The sequence below is a fragment of the Apibacter muscae genome, from assembly GCF_007845635.1.
Taxonomy (GTDB): domain Bacteria; phylum Bacteroidota; class Bacteroidia; order Flavobacteriales; family Weeksellaceae; genus Apibacter; species Apibacter muscae.
In genome coordinates this window covers 16,691-35,116 of the sequence record NZ_SELG01000031.1, presented here as the reverse complement: position 1 = coordinate 35,116, position 18,426 = coordinate 16,691, and the positions used below count along the sequence as shown (strand labels likewise).

General features: G+C 29.4%; 13 protein-coding genes. 7 read left to right on the top strand and 6 right to left on the bottom strand.

Translation table 11 applies throughout. The annotated features are described in order from the left end of the window. Positions 1-153: 153 nt before the first annotated feature. From ETU08_RS04185 to ETU08_RS04160, 6 genes are all read left to right on the top strand, one after another. A complete protein-coding gene (locus ETU08_RS04185) occupies positions 154-465 on the top strand; it encodes a hypothetical protein (RefSeq protein ID WP_146261765.1) in 312 nt (103 codons plus the stop codon). Positions 466-484: 19 nt separating this feature from the next. After that, on the top strand, positions 485-3,040 hold the full coding sequence (locus tag ETU08_RS04180) for an Hsp70 family protein (RefSeq protein WP_146261764.1): 2,556 nt from the start codon (positions 485-487) through the stop codon (positions 3,038-3,040). Continuing rightward, positions 3,040-4,569 carry a hypothetical protein gene (locus ETU08_RS04175; protein ID WP_146261763.1) on the top strand — a complete coding sequence of 510 codons (1,530 nt, stop codon included), beginning with the start codon at positions 3,040-3,042 and terminating at the stop codon, positions 4,567-4,569. Before ETU08_RS04180 ends, ETU08_RS04175 begins: the two co-directional genes overlap by 1 nt. A gap of 80 nt (positions 4,570-4,649) precedes the next feature. Further along, entirely contained in the window at positions 4,650-5,840 is a 1,191-nt protein-coding gene (locus tag ETU08_RS04170; protein WP_146261939.1) for an aspartate aminotransferase family protein, read from the top strand. Then, positions 5,827-6,843: a VanW family protein gene (locus tag ETU08_RS04165; RefSeq protein ID WP_146261762.1), complete on the top strand. Its 1,017-nt coding sequence runs from the start codon at positions 5,827-5,829 to the stop codon at positions 6,841-6,843. The genes ETU08_RS04170 and ETU08_RS04165 overlap by 14 nt, the downstream gene beginning before the upstream one ends. Further along, entirely contained in the window at positions 6,836-7,408 is a 573-nt protein-coding gene (locus ETU08_RS04160; RefSeq protein WP_146261761.1) for a hypothetical protein, read from the top strand. Before ETU08_RS04165 ends, ETU08_RS04160 begins: the two co-directional genes overlap by 8 nt. 194 nt (positions 7,409-7,602) lie before the next feature. On the opposite strand, the gene ETU08_RS04155 is transcribed toward ETU08_RS04160, so the two are convergent. From ETU08_RS04155 to ETU08_RS04130, 6 genes are all read right to left on the bottom strand, one after another. Then, positions 7,603-9,723 carry a fibrinogen-like YCDxxxxGGGW domain-containing protein gene (locus tag ETU08_RS04155; protein WP_146261760.1) on the bottom strand — a complete coding sequence of 707 codons (2,121 nt, stop codon included), beginning with the start codon at positions 9,721-9,723 and terminating at the stop codon, positions 7,603-7,605. Between the two features lie 426 nt (positions 9,724-10,149). After that, entirely contained in the window at positions 10,150-12,270 is a 2,121-nt protein-coding gene (locus tag ETU08_RS04150) for a fibrinogen-like YCDxxxxGGGW domain-containing protein (protein ID WP_146261759.1), read from the bottom strand. Positions 12,271-12,465: 195 nt separating this feature from the next. Continuing rightward, the gene (gene dapF / locus ETU08_RS04145) at positions 12,466-13,329 is read right to left on the bottom strand and encodes a diaminopimelate epimerase (RefSeq protein ID WP_146261938.1); all 864 of its coding nucleotides are present in this window, start codon (positions 13,327-13,329) and stop codon (positions 12,466-12,468) included. Between the two features lies 1 nt (position 13,330). Next, positions 13,331-13,813: a VanZ family protein gene (locus ETU08_RS04140; protein WP_146261758.1), complete on the bottom strand. Its 483-nt coding sequence runs from the start codon at positions 13,811-13,813 to the stop codon at positions 13,331-13,333. Positions 13,814-13,817: 4 nt separating this feature from the next. Continuing rightward, positions 13,818-15,128 (bottom strand): ABC transporter permease, encoded by a 1,311-nt coding sequence (locus tag ETU08_RS04135; RefSeq protein WP_146261757.1) that lies wholly within the window; start codon positions 15,126-15,128, stop codon positions 13,818-13,820. A 2-nt stretch (positions 15,129-15,130) separates the two neighbouring features. Next, positions 15,131-16,048: an ABC transporter ATP-binding protein gene (locus ETU08_RS04130; RefSeq protein WP_146261756.1), complete on the bottom strand. Its 918-nt coding sequence runs from the start codon at positions 16,046-16,048 to the stop codon at positions 15,131-15,133. A 147-nt stretch (positions 16,049-16,195) separates the two neighbouring features. Here ETU08_RS04130 and ETU08_RS04125 point away from each other — a divergent pair, with 147 nt between their 5' ends. After that, positions 16,196-18,322, top strand: a complete 2,127-nt coding sequence (locus ETU08_RS04125) for a DUF5686 family protein (RefSeq protein WP_146261755.1) — start codon at positions 16,196-16,198, stop codon at positions 18,320-18,322. Positions 18,323-18,426 lie beyond the last annotated feature (104 nt).

Here is an 18,426-nt window from a genome sequence, read left to right as displayed (position 1 = left end):
TTAGATTTTTTTATAAAATTATGTTGCAATTGTATAGTTTAAATTTTTTTCACCTAATAAAAAGCATTTATAAGTGATATCATTTATTTTATTAGTATTAAATTAAAATGTAAAAAATGAATTAAGTAATTTTGTAATCAAAACGTACATACTATGAATAACTCTATTCTATTAATTAATCAACTTATTGAAATTAAGCAAAAAGCTGAAAAAGAAAATTTATACAGTAAGATTGAGCGAAATGTTAACCGAATGTTATCAATTTTTGAAGATGAAGGTTATAAAATTATTGTACCCTTAGGAGAAAAATATTCGGAAACTCGTACAGATTGTGAAGCTAACCTTGTAGGTAAAGAATCAACAAATATGAAGATTACTCAGGTAATAAAACCAATTATTTATAAACAACAGAATCAAGGAGTTACTTTAGTTCAAAAAGGAATTGTATTAGTTGAAAATAAATAATTATTAGTAAGTCATTATTATGAAAACTGTAAATTTTGGAATAGATTTAGGTACAACTAATTCATTAATAGGTAAATACGAGGAAGGTAAAGTTGTATTATATAAAAACCCTATAGGACATAAAGATACATTAGCCTCAGTCGTTGCCTTTAGAAAAGAACGTACACTAGTAGGCGATAAAGCAAGAGAATATATTGTTAAAGATCCGGTAAATGTTTTTAGTGGCTTTAAAAGAAGAATGGGTACTGATGATCGGTTTTACGTAGTAAATTTAGATGAAAATGTAACTCCCATTGAGCTTTCAGCATTTATTTTAAGAGAATTAAAGAATTTTATACACACTAACGAGATCCCAGAGGCGGTAGTAATTACCATTCCTGCTTCTTTCGATACCATGCAAACCAATGCAACCAAAGAAGCAGGAAAATTAGCCGGGTTTGAAGAAGTATTTTTATTACAAGAACCTATAGCTGCTAGTTTAGCCTACTTTAATAATTCCAAGGAAGATAAAGAAGGGAATTGGTTGGTATATGATCTAGGAGGAGGAACCTTTGATATAGCTTTGGTTCAAATTAAAGAGGGTGAAATGAAGATTAAAGATCATGAGGGAAATAATTTTTTAGGAGGTGTAGATTTTGATGCCTTAATCATTGAACATTTAATAGTTCCAAAAATAGTAGAAAAGACAGGAATATCTGATTTTGCTGAACAATTAATGACTAAGCACGGCAAGTACGAAAAAATTTATTATCATTTACTCTATTTAGCAGAAGAAGTTAAAAAGGAATTATCTACACAAGCAAAATCAGAAATAGATTTATCTATGGAAATTGATGGTGTATTTTATGATTTAACATTTCCTATCTCAGTCGATGATTTTAATTTATTAATATCTCCTAAAATCGAAGAAACCTTGGAAATGTTACAAACCATTATAAACAGAAATAACCTTCAACCGCAAGATATTCATGAAATAATTTTGGTAGGAGGAAGTACTTATATTCCATGGGTAAGAGAACAGCTAAATATAAAAACTGGAATACCAGTAAATAATAGTATTGATCCTACTACAGCCGTAGCAGTTGGAGCCTGTTTTTATGCTGCTAGTAAGTTTTACACACCTACAGAAAAAGTGAAAATGGTTATTAATAATCAAGAAAGTAATGATTTCTTAGAGAATTTAGAAAATTTTGGTGACCCCCAAGAGGAGAAACCAAATATTAAACTGAACTTAGGATTTAGTCAAATGAGTAAGGAGGAGGAAGAGGTATTGTTGGTAAAAGTAGAAGGAGATTATCAAGGATTAAATTATCGAATCATGCGAATGGATGGAGGGTTTGATACCGGCTTAATCCCTCTAAAATCTAAATTCACAGAATTTTTACCCCTTCTTACCAATACACTCAACCATTTTATAATGCAAATTTACTCTTCTAATGGAGAGAAAATAAATTCTTTCACGGAAGAGTTTTCCATTAATCAAGGACAATTCCACATATTGGGACAACCTTTACCTAAAGATATTTGCATAGAAATTGACGATCAAGAAAATTATAAAACTAAATTAGAAGTAATCTTTGAAAAAAACAGTATACTACCCTTAAAAAAAACCTTATATAGAGAAGTATCCAAGACAGTTGTAAAGGGTTCTGAAGATAGTATAGTTATAAATTTATTAGAAGGAGATCGGTTTGCAAGAGCTATCTCAAACCTTCCCATTGGTTGTATTGAAATCACAGGAAAAGACTTAACTTCAGACCTTATTAAAGGTTCTGATATAGAAATTCAAATTTCAATTTCCGACGATAGAGAGTTAAAAGTAAATACCTTTTTAGTAATGACTCAGCAGGAATTTACAAATAATTTTTCTATATCTGAAAAACACATAAGTATATCACGGTTAAAAGAACAATACCAAGACCTTGAAAAAGAGCTCAGAAAAAATCTAAAAGATTTCAATTTTAACCAAAATGAAATTTGGGCTATAGAATTAGAAAATCTCCTTAAAAAATTAGAAATAAGTGGAAAACAATTAATGACTCTTAAGGAAAATGATGCTACAGATAAACGTTATATACTGGCAGATACTATGGCAAGAATTTCTCAGGAAGTTGATAAAATAGGAGGAAAAGAACGATTAAGCAACTTACAATTTAAGTATATAGAAATTAAAGAATACATTGAAGAAATATTAAGTTCGGCCGATGAAAATAAAGAAATTCTTAGCCAAAGATATACTAAGATAATTGAAAAAGAAAATGATATTTTAAAATCAAAAAATTCATCATTTTTACAAAAAAACATAGAATTATTAGAAGATCTACAATGGGAAATATTGTGGAACACCTATACCTATATTACCGGACGTTTTTATGCATTACAATCACTACAACCAGAAGAATATAAAAATTACAAAGCAGCCCAACAGTTGATCAAAGCAGGGGAAGATGCTATTAAATACAGCCATTATAAAGAACTTAAAAGATTAATGATTGATTTAATATATCTCACCAAACAAAGTGATTACTATAAACAAGAAGATAACAAAAAATTTAAAGGTACAGGTATTGGCTAATGAACTATCAATCTCCTATAAGGCTTTTTGAATATTGTAATATAGATTATAAAGAATCCTTAGATATAAAAAAAGTAAAAAAAATTATTGGTCTTGAATTCTCCTTTGCAAAGGAAGGCTACATTACCTTAGAAAATCTTGATTATTCAAAAGACCAAATATTTAAAGAAATAGAGCGAGATGATTTTTTGCAAAGATTTAATTTTCATCTTCAAATTTGGGAAAACAAAAGTTTACTAAATTTTTTAGAAAGGCAAGAAATAAATCTTCCCATTTTAGGGAAATGGATAAGCTTATGTAATAAACAAAATTGTAATTTTAAACCTTTTATTTCTCCCTATTTTGCATATTCAATAAATAAAGTATTTAAAAAATGTTTAAGTAGTAAAAATTTTAAACTCGTTAACGAATGGCTAGATTTTTTTGTTTTTATTGATACACTTGAAGATGAATTTTTAGCGACTGAAAGTCTTAAAAATTTTTTGATTGACAAAACTCATATACTTAAGAATGTTAATAAGAATACTTATGTAACTAAGTTACCACAGATCAATGATTGGTTAAATGAACCATTTTCAAACTTTGTAAATAAACTACCTGAATCACTGAACGACCAAATAGATAAATTAGTTACTGAATTAATAAATTTTTCAGTAGAAATACAATTTGAAAATAAAAAATTATGCTATCAAATAATTAAAGAATTAAAACTTATTCAAAATATTAATGAGGATTTAAAACTATTAATTTCTGAGAATCATAAAATATATAAGAAAAAAAATATCTCTATAAGAAATATAAGAAATATAAGAAAGAGAGATATAATTAGATTTATACTTGCTTTATTTATAATAATAAGATTTTTGTCAGTAATTAATAAAGGAGTTTTTACTGATAAAGAAAAGAATAGTATTAAAAATTTTAAAGAGGAAGTAAACTTTGAAAAAGAAATATTTATTGAAAATAGAAATAAGCTATCCACTATTCATTGGGATTCACTTGAAGTGGTTAAAAATAGTAAAATAGTAATGCATAAGGATGTTAAATATTTTTTAATTTTAGAAAATAAGTTAAATCAAAAAAAAGAATCATCTGTTCAATTTGTAAATAACTCAAAATATCCTTTAATCATTTCTATCCCAGATAATGACAATGATTTGGTAGATTTTAAGGTGGAGGCTGGAAGGAACTTATCCGTCAAAGTTAATAGCAATGTAATGGATCTTATATTTAGTTTACAAAATAAATACCATGAATTATTACATAAAGAAAATAAGAATTATATACCAATACTAATTTCAGACTCTTTAGATTTGACTTTAAGAAAAATAAATTTTAATCAATCAGGGAAAATAATAGATATTGATCATCCTGAGGGTAAAGATGATTTATCAGTTATCATTGAAACTGATTCAAATAATCGTAGTTACTTTTATGTAGTAGGTAAATATGATTGGATTGCACCTAAAAAAATGTTTATGGTACAAAATAAAATAATCTATAATTATCAATATTTACCGGAAGAATAAAAAAATACAAAAATAGCTAGGTAAAAGTTATATCCCTTATTTTTATATGATTATAATAATAGAATAAACGAATGGAAGATTTGCAAAAAGATTTTTTTAAATATCAAGCTAAAACCACTTTTTTTGCTTCAGGCTTTGAGGTTGATAGGGCAGAAGGGAATTACATATATGGTAAAGATGGAAAAGCATACCTAGATTTCGTAGCTGGTGTATCTGCCAATACCTTGGGGCATTCTCACCCTAAAGTAATTAAGGCAATTAAAGACCAGGTAGATAAATATTTGCACGTGATGGTCTATGGTGAATATGCAATGGAAAAACCAGTTCAGATATGTAAGATGCTGGCAGAAAATTTACCGGATCCGTTGCATACTACCTATTTGGTAAATTCCGGAACGGAAGCTATTGAGGCTTCTATGAAGCTAGTGAAACGTTATACGGGAAGACAACAAATAATATCATTTATTGATGCCTACCACGGCAATTCACAAGGTTCTTTAAGTTTAGCCGGAAGGGATACAAATAAAGTACCTTTTGAGCCTTTATTGCCACAAATTGATTTTATAAGATTTAATGAGGAAGAAGATTTACAAAAAATTACTTCAAAAACAGCAGGTGTATTTGTTGAAACGATCCAAGGAGCTGCTGGTTTTTTAACTCCAAAAAATAATTATTTAAAAAAACTTAAATCTAGATGCGAAGAGGTAGGAGCTTTACTGGCTTTAGATGAAATTCAACCCGGATTTGGTAGGACCGGAAAATTATTTGCCTTTCAGTGGTATGATATCGTCCCAGATATTTTAGTGATGGGTAAAGGTATGGCAGGAGGTATACCTATTGGTGCCTTTACAACATCAAAGCAAATGATGGAAAGTTTGGCAGATAATCCAAAATTGGGACACATTACCACTTTTGGAGGAAATCCTGTCCCAGCCGCCGCTGCATGTGCTGTAATGCACGAATTATTAACGACAGATTTAATGGATCAGGTGCATGAAAAAGAAAAGTTATTTAGAGAAAAATTACAACATACGTGTATACGATCCATAAACGGAAGAGGATTAATGTTAGCGGTTCAACTTGAATCACCTGAATTTACATTAGAAGTAGCTAAAAGATGCATGAAAAACGGGTTAATTGTTTTTTGGCAATTGTACAGAAATGAATATATGAGAATTTCTCCTCCTTTAACAATCACTAAAGAAGAAATTGAAAAAGGTTGCGAGATTATATTGGCATCTATCAATGAGGTTTTAAATGAAAGAGCATGATGCAAATGTATTAGCCCAAAAACATAGTAGGTATAAGACATTTCTTTTTTATGTTAAAACCAATTTATTGTGTTTAAAAAGAAATTTTCAAAATAAATTCCATAGAATAAAGAAATTTCCTGTAGGAAATCAATTCAAAAATTTACCAGTGGTTTCTATTTCAAAAAGTGATTTATGGACGAATAATGAAAAGAAGGAGCATAGGATACTTACAGCGGGGAAAATTCATAATCTTAGAATAGCTTCAAGAAAAATTAACGGATTAGAAATACCAGCAGGAGAAACTTTTAGTTTTTGGAAGTATATAGGTAAACCTCTTAAATCAAGAGGCTTTGTCGTAGGAAGAGAAATAAGAGAAGGATGTTTGTTACCCACCATTGGAGGAGGATTATGCCAGCTTTCAAATGCATTGTACGATGCCGCTATAAAAGCAAATTTTAAAATTTTGGAGCGTCATAGACATTCTTTAGTGGTTGAAGGCTCATTAGCAGAAGTAGATAGAGATGCTACAGTAAAATGGAATTATATAGATTTAAGATTTTTATCGACTCAATCCTTTAGAATTGAGGTGGAAATGACATCAGAAAAACTAATTGTTACTATTAAGAGTTATAATAAAGTAAACAATGTACGGAGAGATATAGAAGATAACAATTATTTAAAAACCTCTATCATTAATGATTGTTATACTTGCGGTAATCAAGTATGTATACTTAATAATCCAAAAATAAATATAAAAAACATTTCAAAAACAACCTATGTTATAGATGAATATTCATCAGAGTATGAGAATTACATAAATAATTATAGTGAGGATAATTCCACTATAATTTTACCTTTCTTTAAAAGACAAAAAATAAAAAATGATAATAAATCTTGGACTATTCATAAAGGTGAAGTAATTACTTATTCCATAATAGAGATTTATCAATGCATAAAATGTAAATTTAAAAAAGGAAATATTTTTAAATTATCATTAGAAAAGAATAGGGGGGGTGGTTGAAAAAATTGAAAAGTTAATACCAATTGAAACTACTCATTTAGTTATTTCTCAAAATATATTACCCTATTTTATTGAATATAATCTTACGGGAGGTAGGACTTTTGATGTTCTTATGTATAGATATCCTATTGATATTTTACAAAAAAAGTTAGATGGAATTTATGATATACACCAGCAAAGTAATACATTAAATGAGTATAGAGCTCCAAATTCTATTATTATTAACGAGGATAAAGGACTGAAAAAAGCTAGAAAAATAGTTACTCCTCATAGAAAAATTTCAGAGTTATTCTTTCAAAAAAGTATACTTCTTAACTGTTCTATAAATATTGAAAAAAATATAACTTTAGAGAAAGGTTTAAAAGTTTTATTTCCTGGATCTTCTCTTGCAAGAAAAGGAGCATTTGAAGTAAGAAAAATTGTGCAAGAATTTGAATTACCATTAGTGATTAAAAAAGATGCTATGGAAACTAAATCTTTTTGGAATAATGTATACATTGAATATGCAGATTCTAAAGATATTTTTAAAAATATAGAATTAATCATTTATCCAGCCTATATATAACATTCACCTCGAATTATACTTCAAGCGATAGCAAGAGGTATTCCCGTCATTATATCAGATGCATGTGGTATAAAGCCTGCTGAAAATGTTACTGTAATTCCTTCGGGAAATTATGACAAGTTTAAACAAGAAATAGAAAAATTTATAAAAAAAAGGTCTCAATAAATTTTAAGACCTTTTTTAATTGTTATTATTTATTTAATATAAGATTGTATTATACGTCCTTCTCCGTTATTGAAGGAATGTGGTGTTCTATAACTAAAGTTACCAGAACAACTTGAAAGTCCCCCATAATCAGGGCCTTCTGCAGAACTGGAATTGTTCTCTACCCTACATTTTCCTATGTGGTGATTTAATTGATTTTCAGGGGTGTATAACGTCCATAAATCGTTAATGTAATATGGGTAAACCACATCTGTTCCACCGTCTGGTGTTGTATAAGTCAATGTTTCAGTGGTTGATCTACTGGCTCCTCCCCAAACACCGTAATAACCGGCATAAAAGACTTGATTCCAAAAACCATAAGCATTGTTATAACTAGTACCGTTATAAATATGTGTTCTATTTTGTGTGCTTGGTTTAGTTAAAGAATAACTAAAAAGTTTTCCTTCTGTAGTATAGCCAACGGATGTATAGTCTCCTGTGGTTGGATTACCCCCGGAAAAAACAGTATTTATTGAATAATTATCCACAGCCCAAGCATCTTTGGAAGGAGCAGCGTTAATATCCTGTTTAATTAAAAATTTATATTTATTTTCTGAAGCGATAGATTGAACCACTGATAAAGGTAGTCTAAAAGCAGTAAGATCCACTTCGCCGGTTTCAGTAGTGATCACATTGGTAGGATCGTTAACATTAAAGCCTGCATTGACAGTCCACTTGGTACCGCTGTTTAAAGCAGCTTTTTCTGAATAAGATTTAACCAAAGTCCATCCTCCTCCCGTCATATCACAATAGGTTTTATAAGAATCAGTTCCGCCTTTAATAAAGTAAAAACCATCGGCTGCATTTGGGTTTTTAGCTAATATGCTTGAACATCTGTCCGCGGGTTTTTTAAAGGAACCTAAATTAGAGGTAACATTTACATTAAAAGAGCAACTGTATCCTTCAATTGTAAAGGAAGTAATTCCTGTATTTATAGGAGCTCTTGAAGCATACAGCCTAATCGTGTTTGTAGATGGATTAACCGTGACAGAATTTGAAGAAAAACTAAACCCATTTTCTAAATTTGTTTTTAGTATGACGGAGCCTTCTCCGGTCACTGTAACTGGAATGTCTATATAGTTTTTTGATGATGATAATAATTCATTAGAATAATAATCTCCCACAGGGGTTAATGAGCTACAATCATTAATTGTAACTTTTGCACTGGCTGGTTCAACAGTTATAGGAGGTAATGAGCAATTTGTTGTATAGGATACACCATTTATAGTAATTGTAGGTATATCGCTTCCTTCCCTCATAGGAGTACCCTGTGCTTCACACACAATTGTATATTCACCTGTATGTGTAGCGGTACCAGTCTTCCTAAAAGAATATCCATTGTCCGTATTTACTTCAATTGAATAAGAGCCAGGTTCATTTACATTTATTACAACTGTATAGGCATTACCAGAATTACCAGTGGTATTTACTCCAGCTTTAAATGAGCCTTTTGGGCCTGTTGGAGAATCACAATTTACAAGATTTAGATTTGCAGGTCCAAAATCACCACAAAGACTTAACCACTTGTTTGCGTCAGTTGAAAAATAATTTAAACAATTGGTAGTAGTATTAAAAATAATTAAGCCATTGGCAGGATCATTTATGGTATTCCTTTCAGAATTAGTAAGTCTAGGAATTAAAATTCCTTTACTCGAAGATGCAATTTCCAACTGAGCATTTTTATCAATAACAGAGTTTCCAATAACAACATTTCCACGGTGATATATATTTTGCGTGTTAGAAGTAGCAGTAGTAGCAAGGTCTACATTATTCCAAGGCTGTGTATCTCCCCCAAAGGGTATCCAAATGGATCTTGGGAAATTATAGTAGTAATATCCGGGAGCATTCACCAATTTGAATTTTTCATCCGTACCAGGAAATGGTGTGGTGATGTATACGATAGCTCCACTTTGCGCTTCAGTGTATAAATACCCCAAAGTAGATAATTCTTCCGAAGAAATTCTTGGAGCGATCACTCCAGGTGGAACTAGATCTTCTCCTTTCATTACTTCAAATGTCGCATTCGGCATATCTGTATTTATGCCTACTTGGCTCCGAAGTTGAAATGAATAAAGCAGTGCTATACAAATTGAAGGATAAATTAGTCTCATAAATTAATGCTTTTGAGTTTATACCATAAAAATATAAAATAATTATTTATTGTTATTTATAATAAAACATAAAATACTAAATACAGTGAATGATTTAATTAAAATAACTAATAAATATTTTATACAAAAATATTTATTAGTTATTTTGTGAACAATTTAAAATATTGTAAAAATTTTAAATTAATTATGATTATCAAATATTTAAAAAAAAGATTATTTGGTATATTTATCTAGAGTTTAATCATAAAATTATATTTTTCAATAATTAATTCAAGTTCTAGCAATAATTTTATTTTACATATAGATTTTGTTTATGAATTTATAATAGAATACTGTGATAGTATATTTTTCAATTCTATAATAAAATGCATTAAAATAAAAAAAAGGACTTTATTTGAATAAAGCCCTTTTTTATAGAGATATAATTTATTTTATGTAAGACTGAATAATTCTTCCCTCTCCATTATTGAAGGTATGTGGAGTTCTGTAGTTAAGGTTGCCAGAACAGTTTGCAAGGCCTCCATAATCGGGACCCTCCGCAGAAGTTGAATTATTAGCTACTCTACATTTGCCAATATGATGATTTAATTGATTCTCCGGAGTGTACAAAGTCCACAAATCATTAATATAATACGGAAAAACGTAATCTACACTTCCATCTGGAGTTGTAAAGGCTAATGATTCAGAAGTTGAAGAGCTAGCGCCTCCATTAGCACCATAAAATCCAGCAAAAAAGCCTTGATTCCAGAAGCCGTTGGCATTGGTATAGCTTTTTCCATTGTAAATATGAATTCTGTTTCCTGCTGTTGGTTTTGTTAAAGAATAACTAAAAAGTTTTCCTTCTGATGTAAATCCAGGAGAAGTATAATCTCCTGTAGTTGGATTTCCACCCGAGATAATATTAGTAATTAAGTAGTTATCTACAGCCCAGAGATCCTTAGAAGGAGCAGCATTAATATCTTGTTTAATTAGAAATTTATATTTATTCTCGCTAGATATGGATTGAACCACGGACAATGGTAGTCTAAAGGCAGTAAGATCTACCACACCCGTTTCAGTAGTGATTACATTTGTAGGGTCATTAATATTAAAACCAGCATTGGCTGTCCACTTGGTACCACTGTTTAAAACGGCTTTTTCAGAATAGGATTTAACTAGAGTCCATCCTCCTCCCGTCATATCACAATAAGTTTTATAGGAATTTGTTCCACCCTTAATATAATAGTAACCATCCACTGAACTAGGATCTTTTTCAAGTATGCTAGAGCATCTATCTGCAGGTTTTTTAAAGGTGCCTAAATTAGTAGTAACGAGAATATTAAATGTACACGTATATCCATTTATGCTAAATGTATAATTACCAGTGTTGGTGGGTACACCTGTAGCATATAATCTAATAGATTTTGTAGCAGGACTTACAATTATAGAATTAGAAGAAAAAACAAATCCATTAACGGAATTAGTCTCCATTATAAAAGCTCCTTCACCAATTACAGTTACTGGTATATCTATAAAATTTGTAGAGGAGGATAATGTTTCTTCAGAAAAATAATTACCTGTAGCTTTAAGAGATTCACATTCGGAAATTGTAACTTTTGCACTTGCTGGATCTACGGATATAGGAGGCAATTTACAATTTATTATTGAAGGTGCCCCATTAATCATAATTGTTGGAATATCTTGGCCTTCCTTTAATGGTGTGCCTTGACCGGTACAAACAATAGTAAATTCACCGGTTTGAGTAAATGTTCCTGAGTTACTAAATGAATATCCATTGGTAGTATTGACCAATATGGAATAAGAACCCGGTTCATCAACTTTAACCACAACGGTATAGGTATTGGTAGTGTTACCAGTAATATTCGTTCCAGCCTTATATTTTCCCTGTGGGCCAGTAGGAGCATCACAGCTTAATAAGCTTAGATTCGCAGGGCCAAGATCTCCGCATAGGCTTAGCCATTTACTTATTTCTGTTACAAAATAATTTAGGCAATTGGTTGTATTATTAAAAATTAATAAACCATTGGAAGGCTCTTTTATTGCATTTCTTTCAGAAATGGTAAGTCTAGGAATCAATACTCCTTTGCTGGATGAAGAAATGTCTAGCTGAGCATTTTTGTCTATAGATGAGTTTCCTACGGCAACACTGCCGAGTTGATATATGTTTTGTGAATTTGAGGTTGCTGTGGTAGCTGTTTCTATATTATTCCAAGGCTCTGTATCACCTCCGAAAGGAATCCACATGGATTTTGAAAAATTGTAGTAATAATAGCCGGGAGAGTCAACCAATTTAAAGCTTTCGTCAGATCCAGAATATGGCGTTGTTATATATACAATGGCCCCGTTTTGTTCCTTGGTATATGTATGTGCGATGGAATACAAATCTTCCGATGATATTCTTGGAGCAATGACCCCTGGGGGGACAGCTTCATTGCCATTTACGATGTCAAGTGTTGCATTTGGAACATCTGTGTTTATACCTATTTGCCCCCACCCCTGTATATAAGTTAAAAAAGTTATAGAAAGTGCTAGTAAAATAGATCGCATATATTTTAAAATTATTTTAACAAAATTACTGTTTTAGTTAAAATAATGTAAACAAAAATGCTTTTTATTGATAAATTTTACAATAAATTAAATATTAATGCTAATATTATTTCTTTATATAATTTTTTTTTAAATTCTTATATTTAATCATCGATTAATAATTTATTTTTTGCTTAAAAAAAATATATTCTAAAATCAGACAAAACTATTTATTAATTCTTCATGAAAAGTTCCATCACAAATTTGTTTGACCTCTCCAGTCATCCGAATATTGAATTCCTCACTAATTTCTATGGTTAAGTAACCTCCGAGCATATGTATGGTAACTAAATGATCTATAAGCCCTTTTTTTCTTAAAACACTAGCTACGGCACAAGAGGAGCTTCCAGAAGCTAAGGTAAATCCTGCACCACGTTCCCATATTAAGATTTCAACATTTTTACGATCTATAATTTTAGCAAATTGCACATTAATTCGATTAGGAAATTTTGAATAATTTTCAATTAAAGGACCATATTTTTTTATTTCGTCAACATCTAAATTTTCTTTTAGAATTACACAGTGTGGATTTCCTAGTGATACGCAATTTACTTGAAAGTTTTTATCTTCAATTTGAATATTTTGATCCTGTACCTCTTGGCACTCAAATAAGGTAGGAATTAGAGGAGAAGAAAAAATGGCTTTTCCCATATCAACCGTAACTATAGAGGCTCTATTATTATGAGTTTCCTGTATTGTAGCATTCACTATGCCTCCCTTTGTTTCAACAGTAAATTGTTTTTTACATAAAATTTTATAATCAAAAACATACTTACAAAAGATTCTTAATCCATTTCCACTTTTTTCAGCTTCTGAACCATCAGGATTAAATATTTTAAGACCAATATCCGCTTTTTTAGAATGTGTTTTAACTAATATACCGTCAGATCCTATACCGAAGTTTACATTACAGATGGTTTGAATTGCTTTTTCTGTTAAAGGGAAAGTTATATTATTTTCATCAAGTACTATATATTCATTTCCTAGTCCTTGGGTTTTTACAAAACTATTTATAGTCATTTTATTTTTTTGTAGAATTAAATTCAAAAATATGCTTTTTGTAGAAATTTAAAAGTAAAAATCCTACAATTCCACCTATATAATTTAGTAGAATATCATCAATATCAGCAGTACCCGTTTGGGTTATATATTGTAAAAGTTCAATTACGAATATGATAATTATAAAGAATATACTAAAATATAAAAATTCTTTTACTTTTGAAGATAGCCAAAAACCCAAGGGAATAAAAATGAAAATATTTCCAGCTATATTAATCATAAAATATTCCCAATGTTTATTTTTATCTAAATTTAAAAAGAATTTTAAAGTATGGAAGGGTCTTAGATTGTATTCAGCTTTGGTATCATTAAATAAGGGTGGTCTTCCAAATCCGAAGAATAAAAGGTAAATTAAATAAATACAATAAAAAATGAATAGAAATTTTACTAAGAGTTTTACTTTTAATTGAATCTTAGGGTATTTATTTAATAAAAAATTCTTCACTTCATTAGGATTGTTTGATCCATTTTATAATTTCTTTTAGCGTAACCTTTTTTCCATAAATCAAAATTCCAATCCTATATATTTTTCCTGCTATGGAAATCATTATAAATACAGAAATAATCATCGAAAACATAGATAGAAGTAAATCACCGGTAGGTATGTCGTAAAAAGACCGTGTAACCATAACCATAGGGGCTGTAAATGGCACTATGCTAAGCCAAAAAGCTACATGACTATCTGGATTGTTTATAATACTTATGGAACCGTAAGCCCCAATAAGTAATGGAATTACTACTATGGGTAAGAATTGTTGAGTTTCTGTGTCATTATCAACTGCTGCTCCAATTGCAGCAAAAAAAGAACTATAGAATAGATATCCCACAAAAAAATAAAATAGAAAAATAAATACGATTAAAGGAATATTCAAATCTAATAAATTAGTTAAGGCTTCTTTTATTTGCAGCTGAGTTTCTAAACTAAAAATCGCATGAAATATATTCTGTTGAGGTGTAACTATAACACTATCTCCTAGTAAATAATTACCAATAAAAATAATGCTTAGAGTTATTAAAATCCAAATTGAAAATTGGGTAAGAGCAACTAAAGTTGTACCTAGAATTTTACCTAACATTAATTCAAAAGGTTTTACCGAAGAAATAATAATTTCAACCACTCGATTATTTTTTTCTTCCATAATACTTCTCATCACCCTAGTGCCATAAATAATTGTAAACATAAGTATGATATACATAAGAGATAAGGATATAATCTCTTTTAATGTTGTATTTGCATTGGTATGCCCATTTATTAGATTAATGCTAGTTAAAGATATATTAGATTTTATAAGATCAATGTTTGATTGGCTAATGCCCAGTTGTAACTTACGGTTGTATTCAATGGTTTTATTAATATTATTTTCTAAAGTATGTAGTAAGGATTGATTTAAGGTCTTGTTTGAATATAATTTAATTTTATCTTCAATGTTTAATAAAAGAGGATCTTTATGATCTTTTGAAATTTGAAGAATGGCATCTAAATGATTGGTTTTAGTTAGAGAGTCTTTTAACGCATTGGAATCATTTGAAGTGTGGTATTCGTAAAAAACTTTATCAGTATTTTTAAAGCTGTTATTAAATAGTTGGCTTTCATCAATAATCGCAATATTAGAGATTGGATCATCAGCTTTGAAAACATAGGAAATGGCACTTCCTGCTAAAAGTAAAAGTATAGGAGCAAGAACAGTTATAACAATGAATGATTTTTTTCTTGCTTGTACAAGAAATTCCCTACGCATGATTAAGAAAATATTTCTCATAGTTATTTTGAGTTTACAGCATTAATAAATATTTCATTCATACTTGGTATTTCTTCAAAAAAGGAAATTATAGTACCCTTTTTAGATAATTCGTTAATTATAGCATTCGAATTTTTATCAGTAGGAATTTGAATTGAAAAGTTGTAAATCCCATCTGAAAACGTAAGATTGTTTATTTCTTGTTCATTAATGAGGGACTTTATTTCATTTTCTGAAGTTTCAGTAAGAGAAATATTAAATTTATTCTTTTTGAATTTATTTCTAATATCCTTTAAAGATCCGTCTAATATTTTTTTAGAGTTATTTATTAAAGCTGCATAGTCACACAATTCCTCAACCGATTCCATTCGGTGAGAAGAGAATAAAATAGTTGTTCCTTTTTGTTTTAGTTCTAAAATTTCGTCCCTTATAATATTAGCGTTAACAGGGTCAAATCCACTGAAAGGTTCATCAAAAATTAGTAATTTAGGATCGTGTAAAACGGTTACAATAAATTGTATTTTTTGAGCCATTCCTTTAGAAAGTTCACTTAATTTTTTACTCCACCATTTTTCAATGTTTAATTTGTCGAACCAATATTCAAGTTTACTTTTCGCTTCCGACTTTTTCATGCCTTTCAACTGAGCCAGATACAGGGCTTGTTCTCCAATTTTCATGTTTTTGTAAAGTCCTCGCTCCTCTGGCATATAACCAATCTCTGCTATATGTTTAGGTTGTAAGGGTTCACCATTAAAATATAGCTTACCACTGTCTGGTTTAGTTATTTGGTTTAAGATTCTTATAAATGTGGTCTTGCCCGCCCCATTAGGACCTAAAATTCCATAAATAGAACCCTTAGGAATTTGTATGCTAAAATTATCAAGTGCCACTTTATCTTCGTAAGCTCGGGTAATATTTTCTGCTTGAATAAAATAATTCATAAAGAAACTAATAAAATCAATAGCCAAAATTACTAAAAGTTTTATATCTTAAAATTAAATTAAAACTAAAATTTTATATTTGTTACGATTTAAAAATTAGGTTAAAATCTAGAAAATAACTCGTTTGAGCATTGCAAAATCTTCTGCATGAATAATACTTTTATCTATTTCATATTTTTTATTTCAACCCTAGTGGGAGCACAGAATAAAAAAAAATATAATTCAAATGCAGAAACAATTCTTCATGGAAATTATGCAAGTAAAATACTTGAGAAAGTAAGAGAAAATAGGAATGTCAATAGTGTGTCAAGTTTAGAATCTTATGAATACGATTTATATCAAAAGTATTTTATTGACGATTACTTATCGGCTTATATTGATTCCATAGATCGAAATAAAAATACAAGAGAAGAATTAATTCTGATCGGGGAAAGGGTTACGAAATTTAAACATGAGAAAAATTCGGGAGACAAGAAACTAATTTTGGCTGATGCGGTATCTGGATTTAAAGAGCCTTTTTTAGAACTTTTTAAGCAAGCTGATTTTCAAGAAGAATTTCCTTCAATTTTAAGCCATGAATATTCTCAATATAATTTTAGATTAATTGATAGCACTTGGGTTGAAGATAAAAAAAACTATATTTTTTCATTCACCGCCAAAAAAAAATTATTTATAAATGGTAAGAGGGGGACACTATATATAGATTCAGCCACTTATGCAGTAACCAAATATACGGGGGTAGAATACAATGAAATGTACACTCGTACCTTTGAGAATTTATGGAAACCTTACGAAAATATTTGGTATACTGCGTCACAATCCAATCAAATTAAACTTAGAGTTATTGATTTAGCTTCTTTTTTGCCAAGAGAATTAAAAGTTAGTAAAAAGATGGTTGGGCCTTGGATTGTAATTGAAAATTCAGTGAAAAACTTAAGAAAAAAAGAAAATTTTTCAAAGCAGGAATTTAAAGGTTATACCTATGAATTGATGGAGGATTATTCAAAAGATTCGTTTAGCAAATTATCCACCTATAGAAATTATCCACTTACTGAAAAAGAGAAAAACACCTATGAATTTTCTACTTTGTTTCATATATATCCCATAGAAAAAAAAATTAATTTATCTCAGAATTTAAATAGAGGAGTACTACCGGTAGGCAAGATAAATTTAAATTTGCTAAGTCTTGCTAGTTATAATGATTATGAGGGATTTAGATTTCAGTTAGGTGGTAAGACTAATTTTAAATTTAATCCCCACTATTCATGGTATGGGTATTTAGGTTATGGAACAAAAAGTACAGATTTAAATGGAGGTATAGGTACAGAATTTTTATTGAATAAGGAGGTAGAAAGAAAAATAAACTTACAAATTTTTGCAGATGTAAATCCCTTTAGTCGCTCTATAAATAGATACCCGGAAAGTTTAAGGGATATAAAACAGGAACTGAATTTTATACAAAATTCAGTGTTTTATAAATATAGAGGCGGTAAAATTTCCTATCAACAAGATTTTTTTAAGAAAATAACGACCAATTTAATCTTGGGTTACGAAGAACAAAAATCGGAGTATGAGTATTCGTATAAAAATTTTAATAAATCCCGTTGGTTTGATCAATTTACTACAGAACTAAAGATAAAGTATTCTCCATTTGCAGAATATATGCTAACCCCGAAAGGGAAAATCACTATAAAAGATAAACCTGTATATCTATATTTAAATTATTTAAGAGCTTGGAATTTATTGGGATCTAGTTTAGAATATGATAAATTAAATTTATCTTTAGATATGTCTATTAACAATTCATGGGGAAGAAGTAATTTATTTATAGAATCTGGTTTAGTATTCGGAGATACGCCTTTATGGAATGTGTTTGGAAGTTTTGGTGATGCAAAGAAAGGAAGTAACATTTGGAAAAGATTTTCTTCTTTCGGTTATCATGCTTTTGAAACGATGAACCCTGAAGATTTCTTTGCAGATAGATATACGGCTTTATATTTGACGCATAATATTAGAAATGTAAACTTATTTAATTTAAAAAAAATAGATATTTCCTTTCTATACAAAGGATTAGTTGGGAATTTAGATCATACAGTTTTACATCGATTTAAAGGAAGTTTTAATACCCCCAAGAAATACTACCAAGAAATTGGCGTTGAATTTAATAGAATCATCTATTATTTTGGGTTAGGATTTTATTATAGAATAGGAGCATATAATGAAGGGAATTTTGATAATAATTTATTTATGAAATTAACATTCACTATCTTTTAAATTTTAAATCCAAAAAAATATCTAAATGTTTAAGTACAATTATCATATTTTAATGAGTGATATTTAAATGGAAATATTTGTGAATTAAATTAAAAGACTAATTT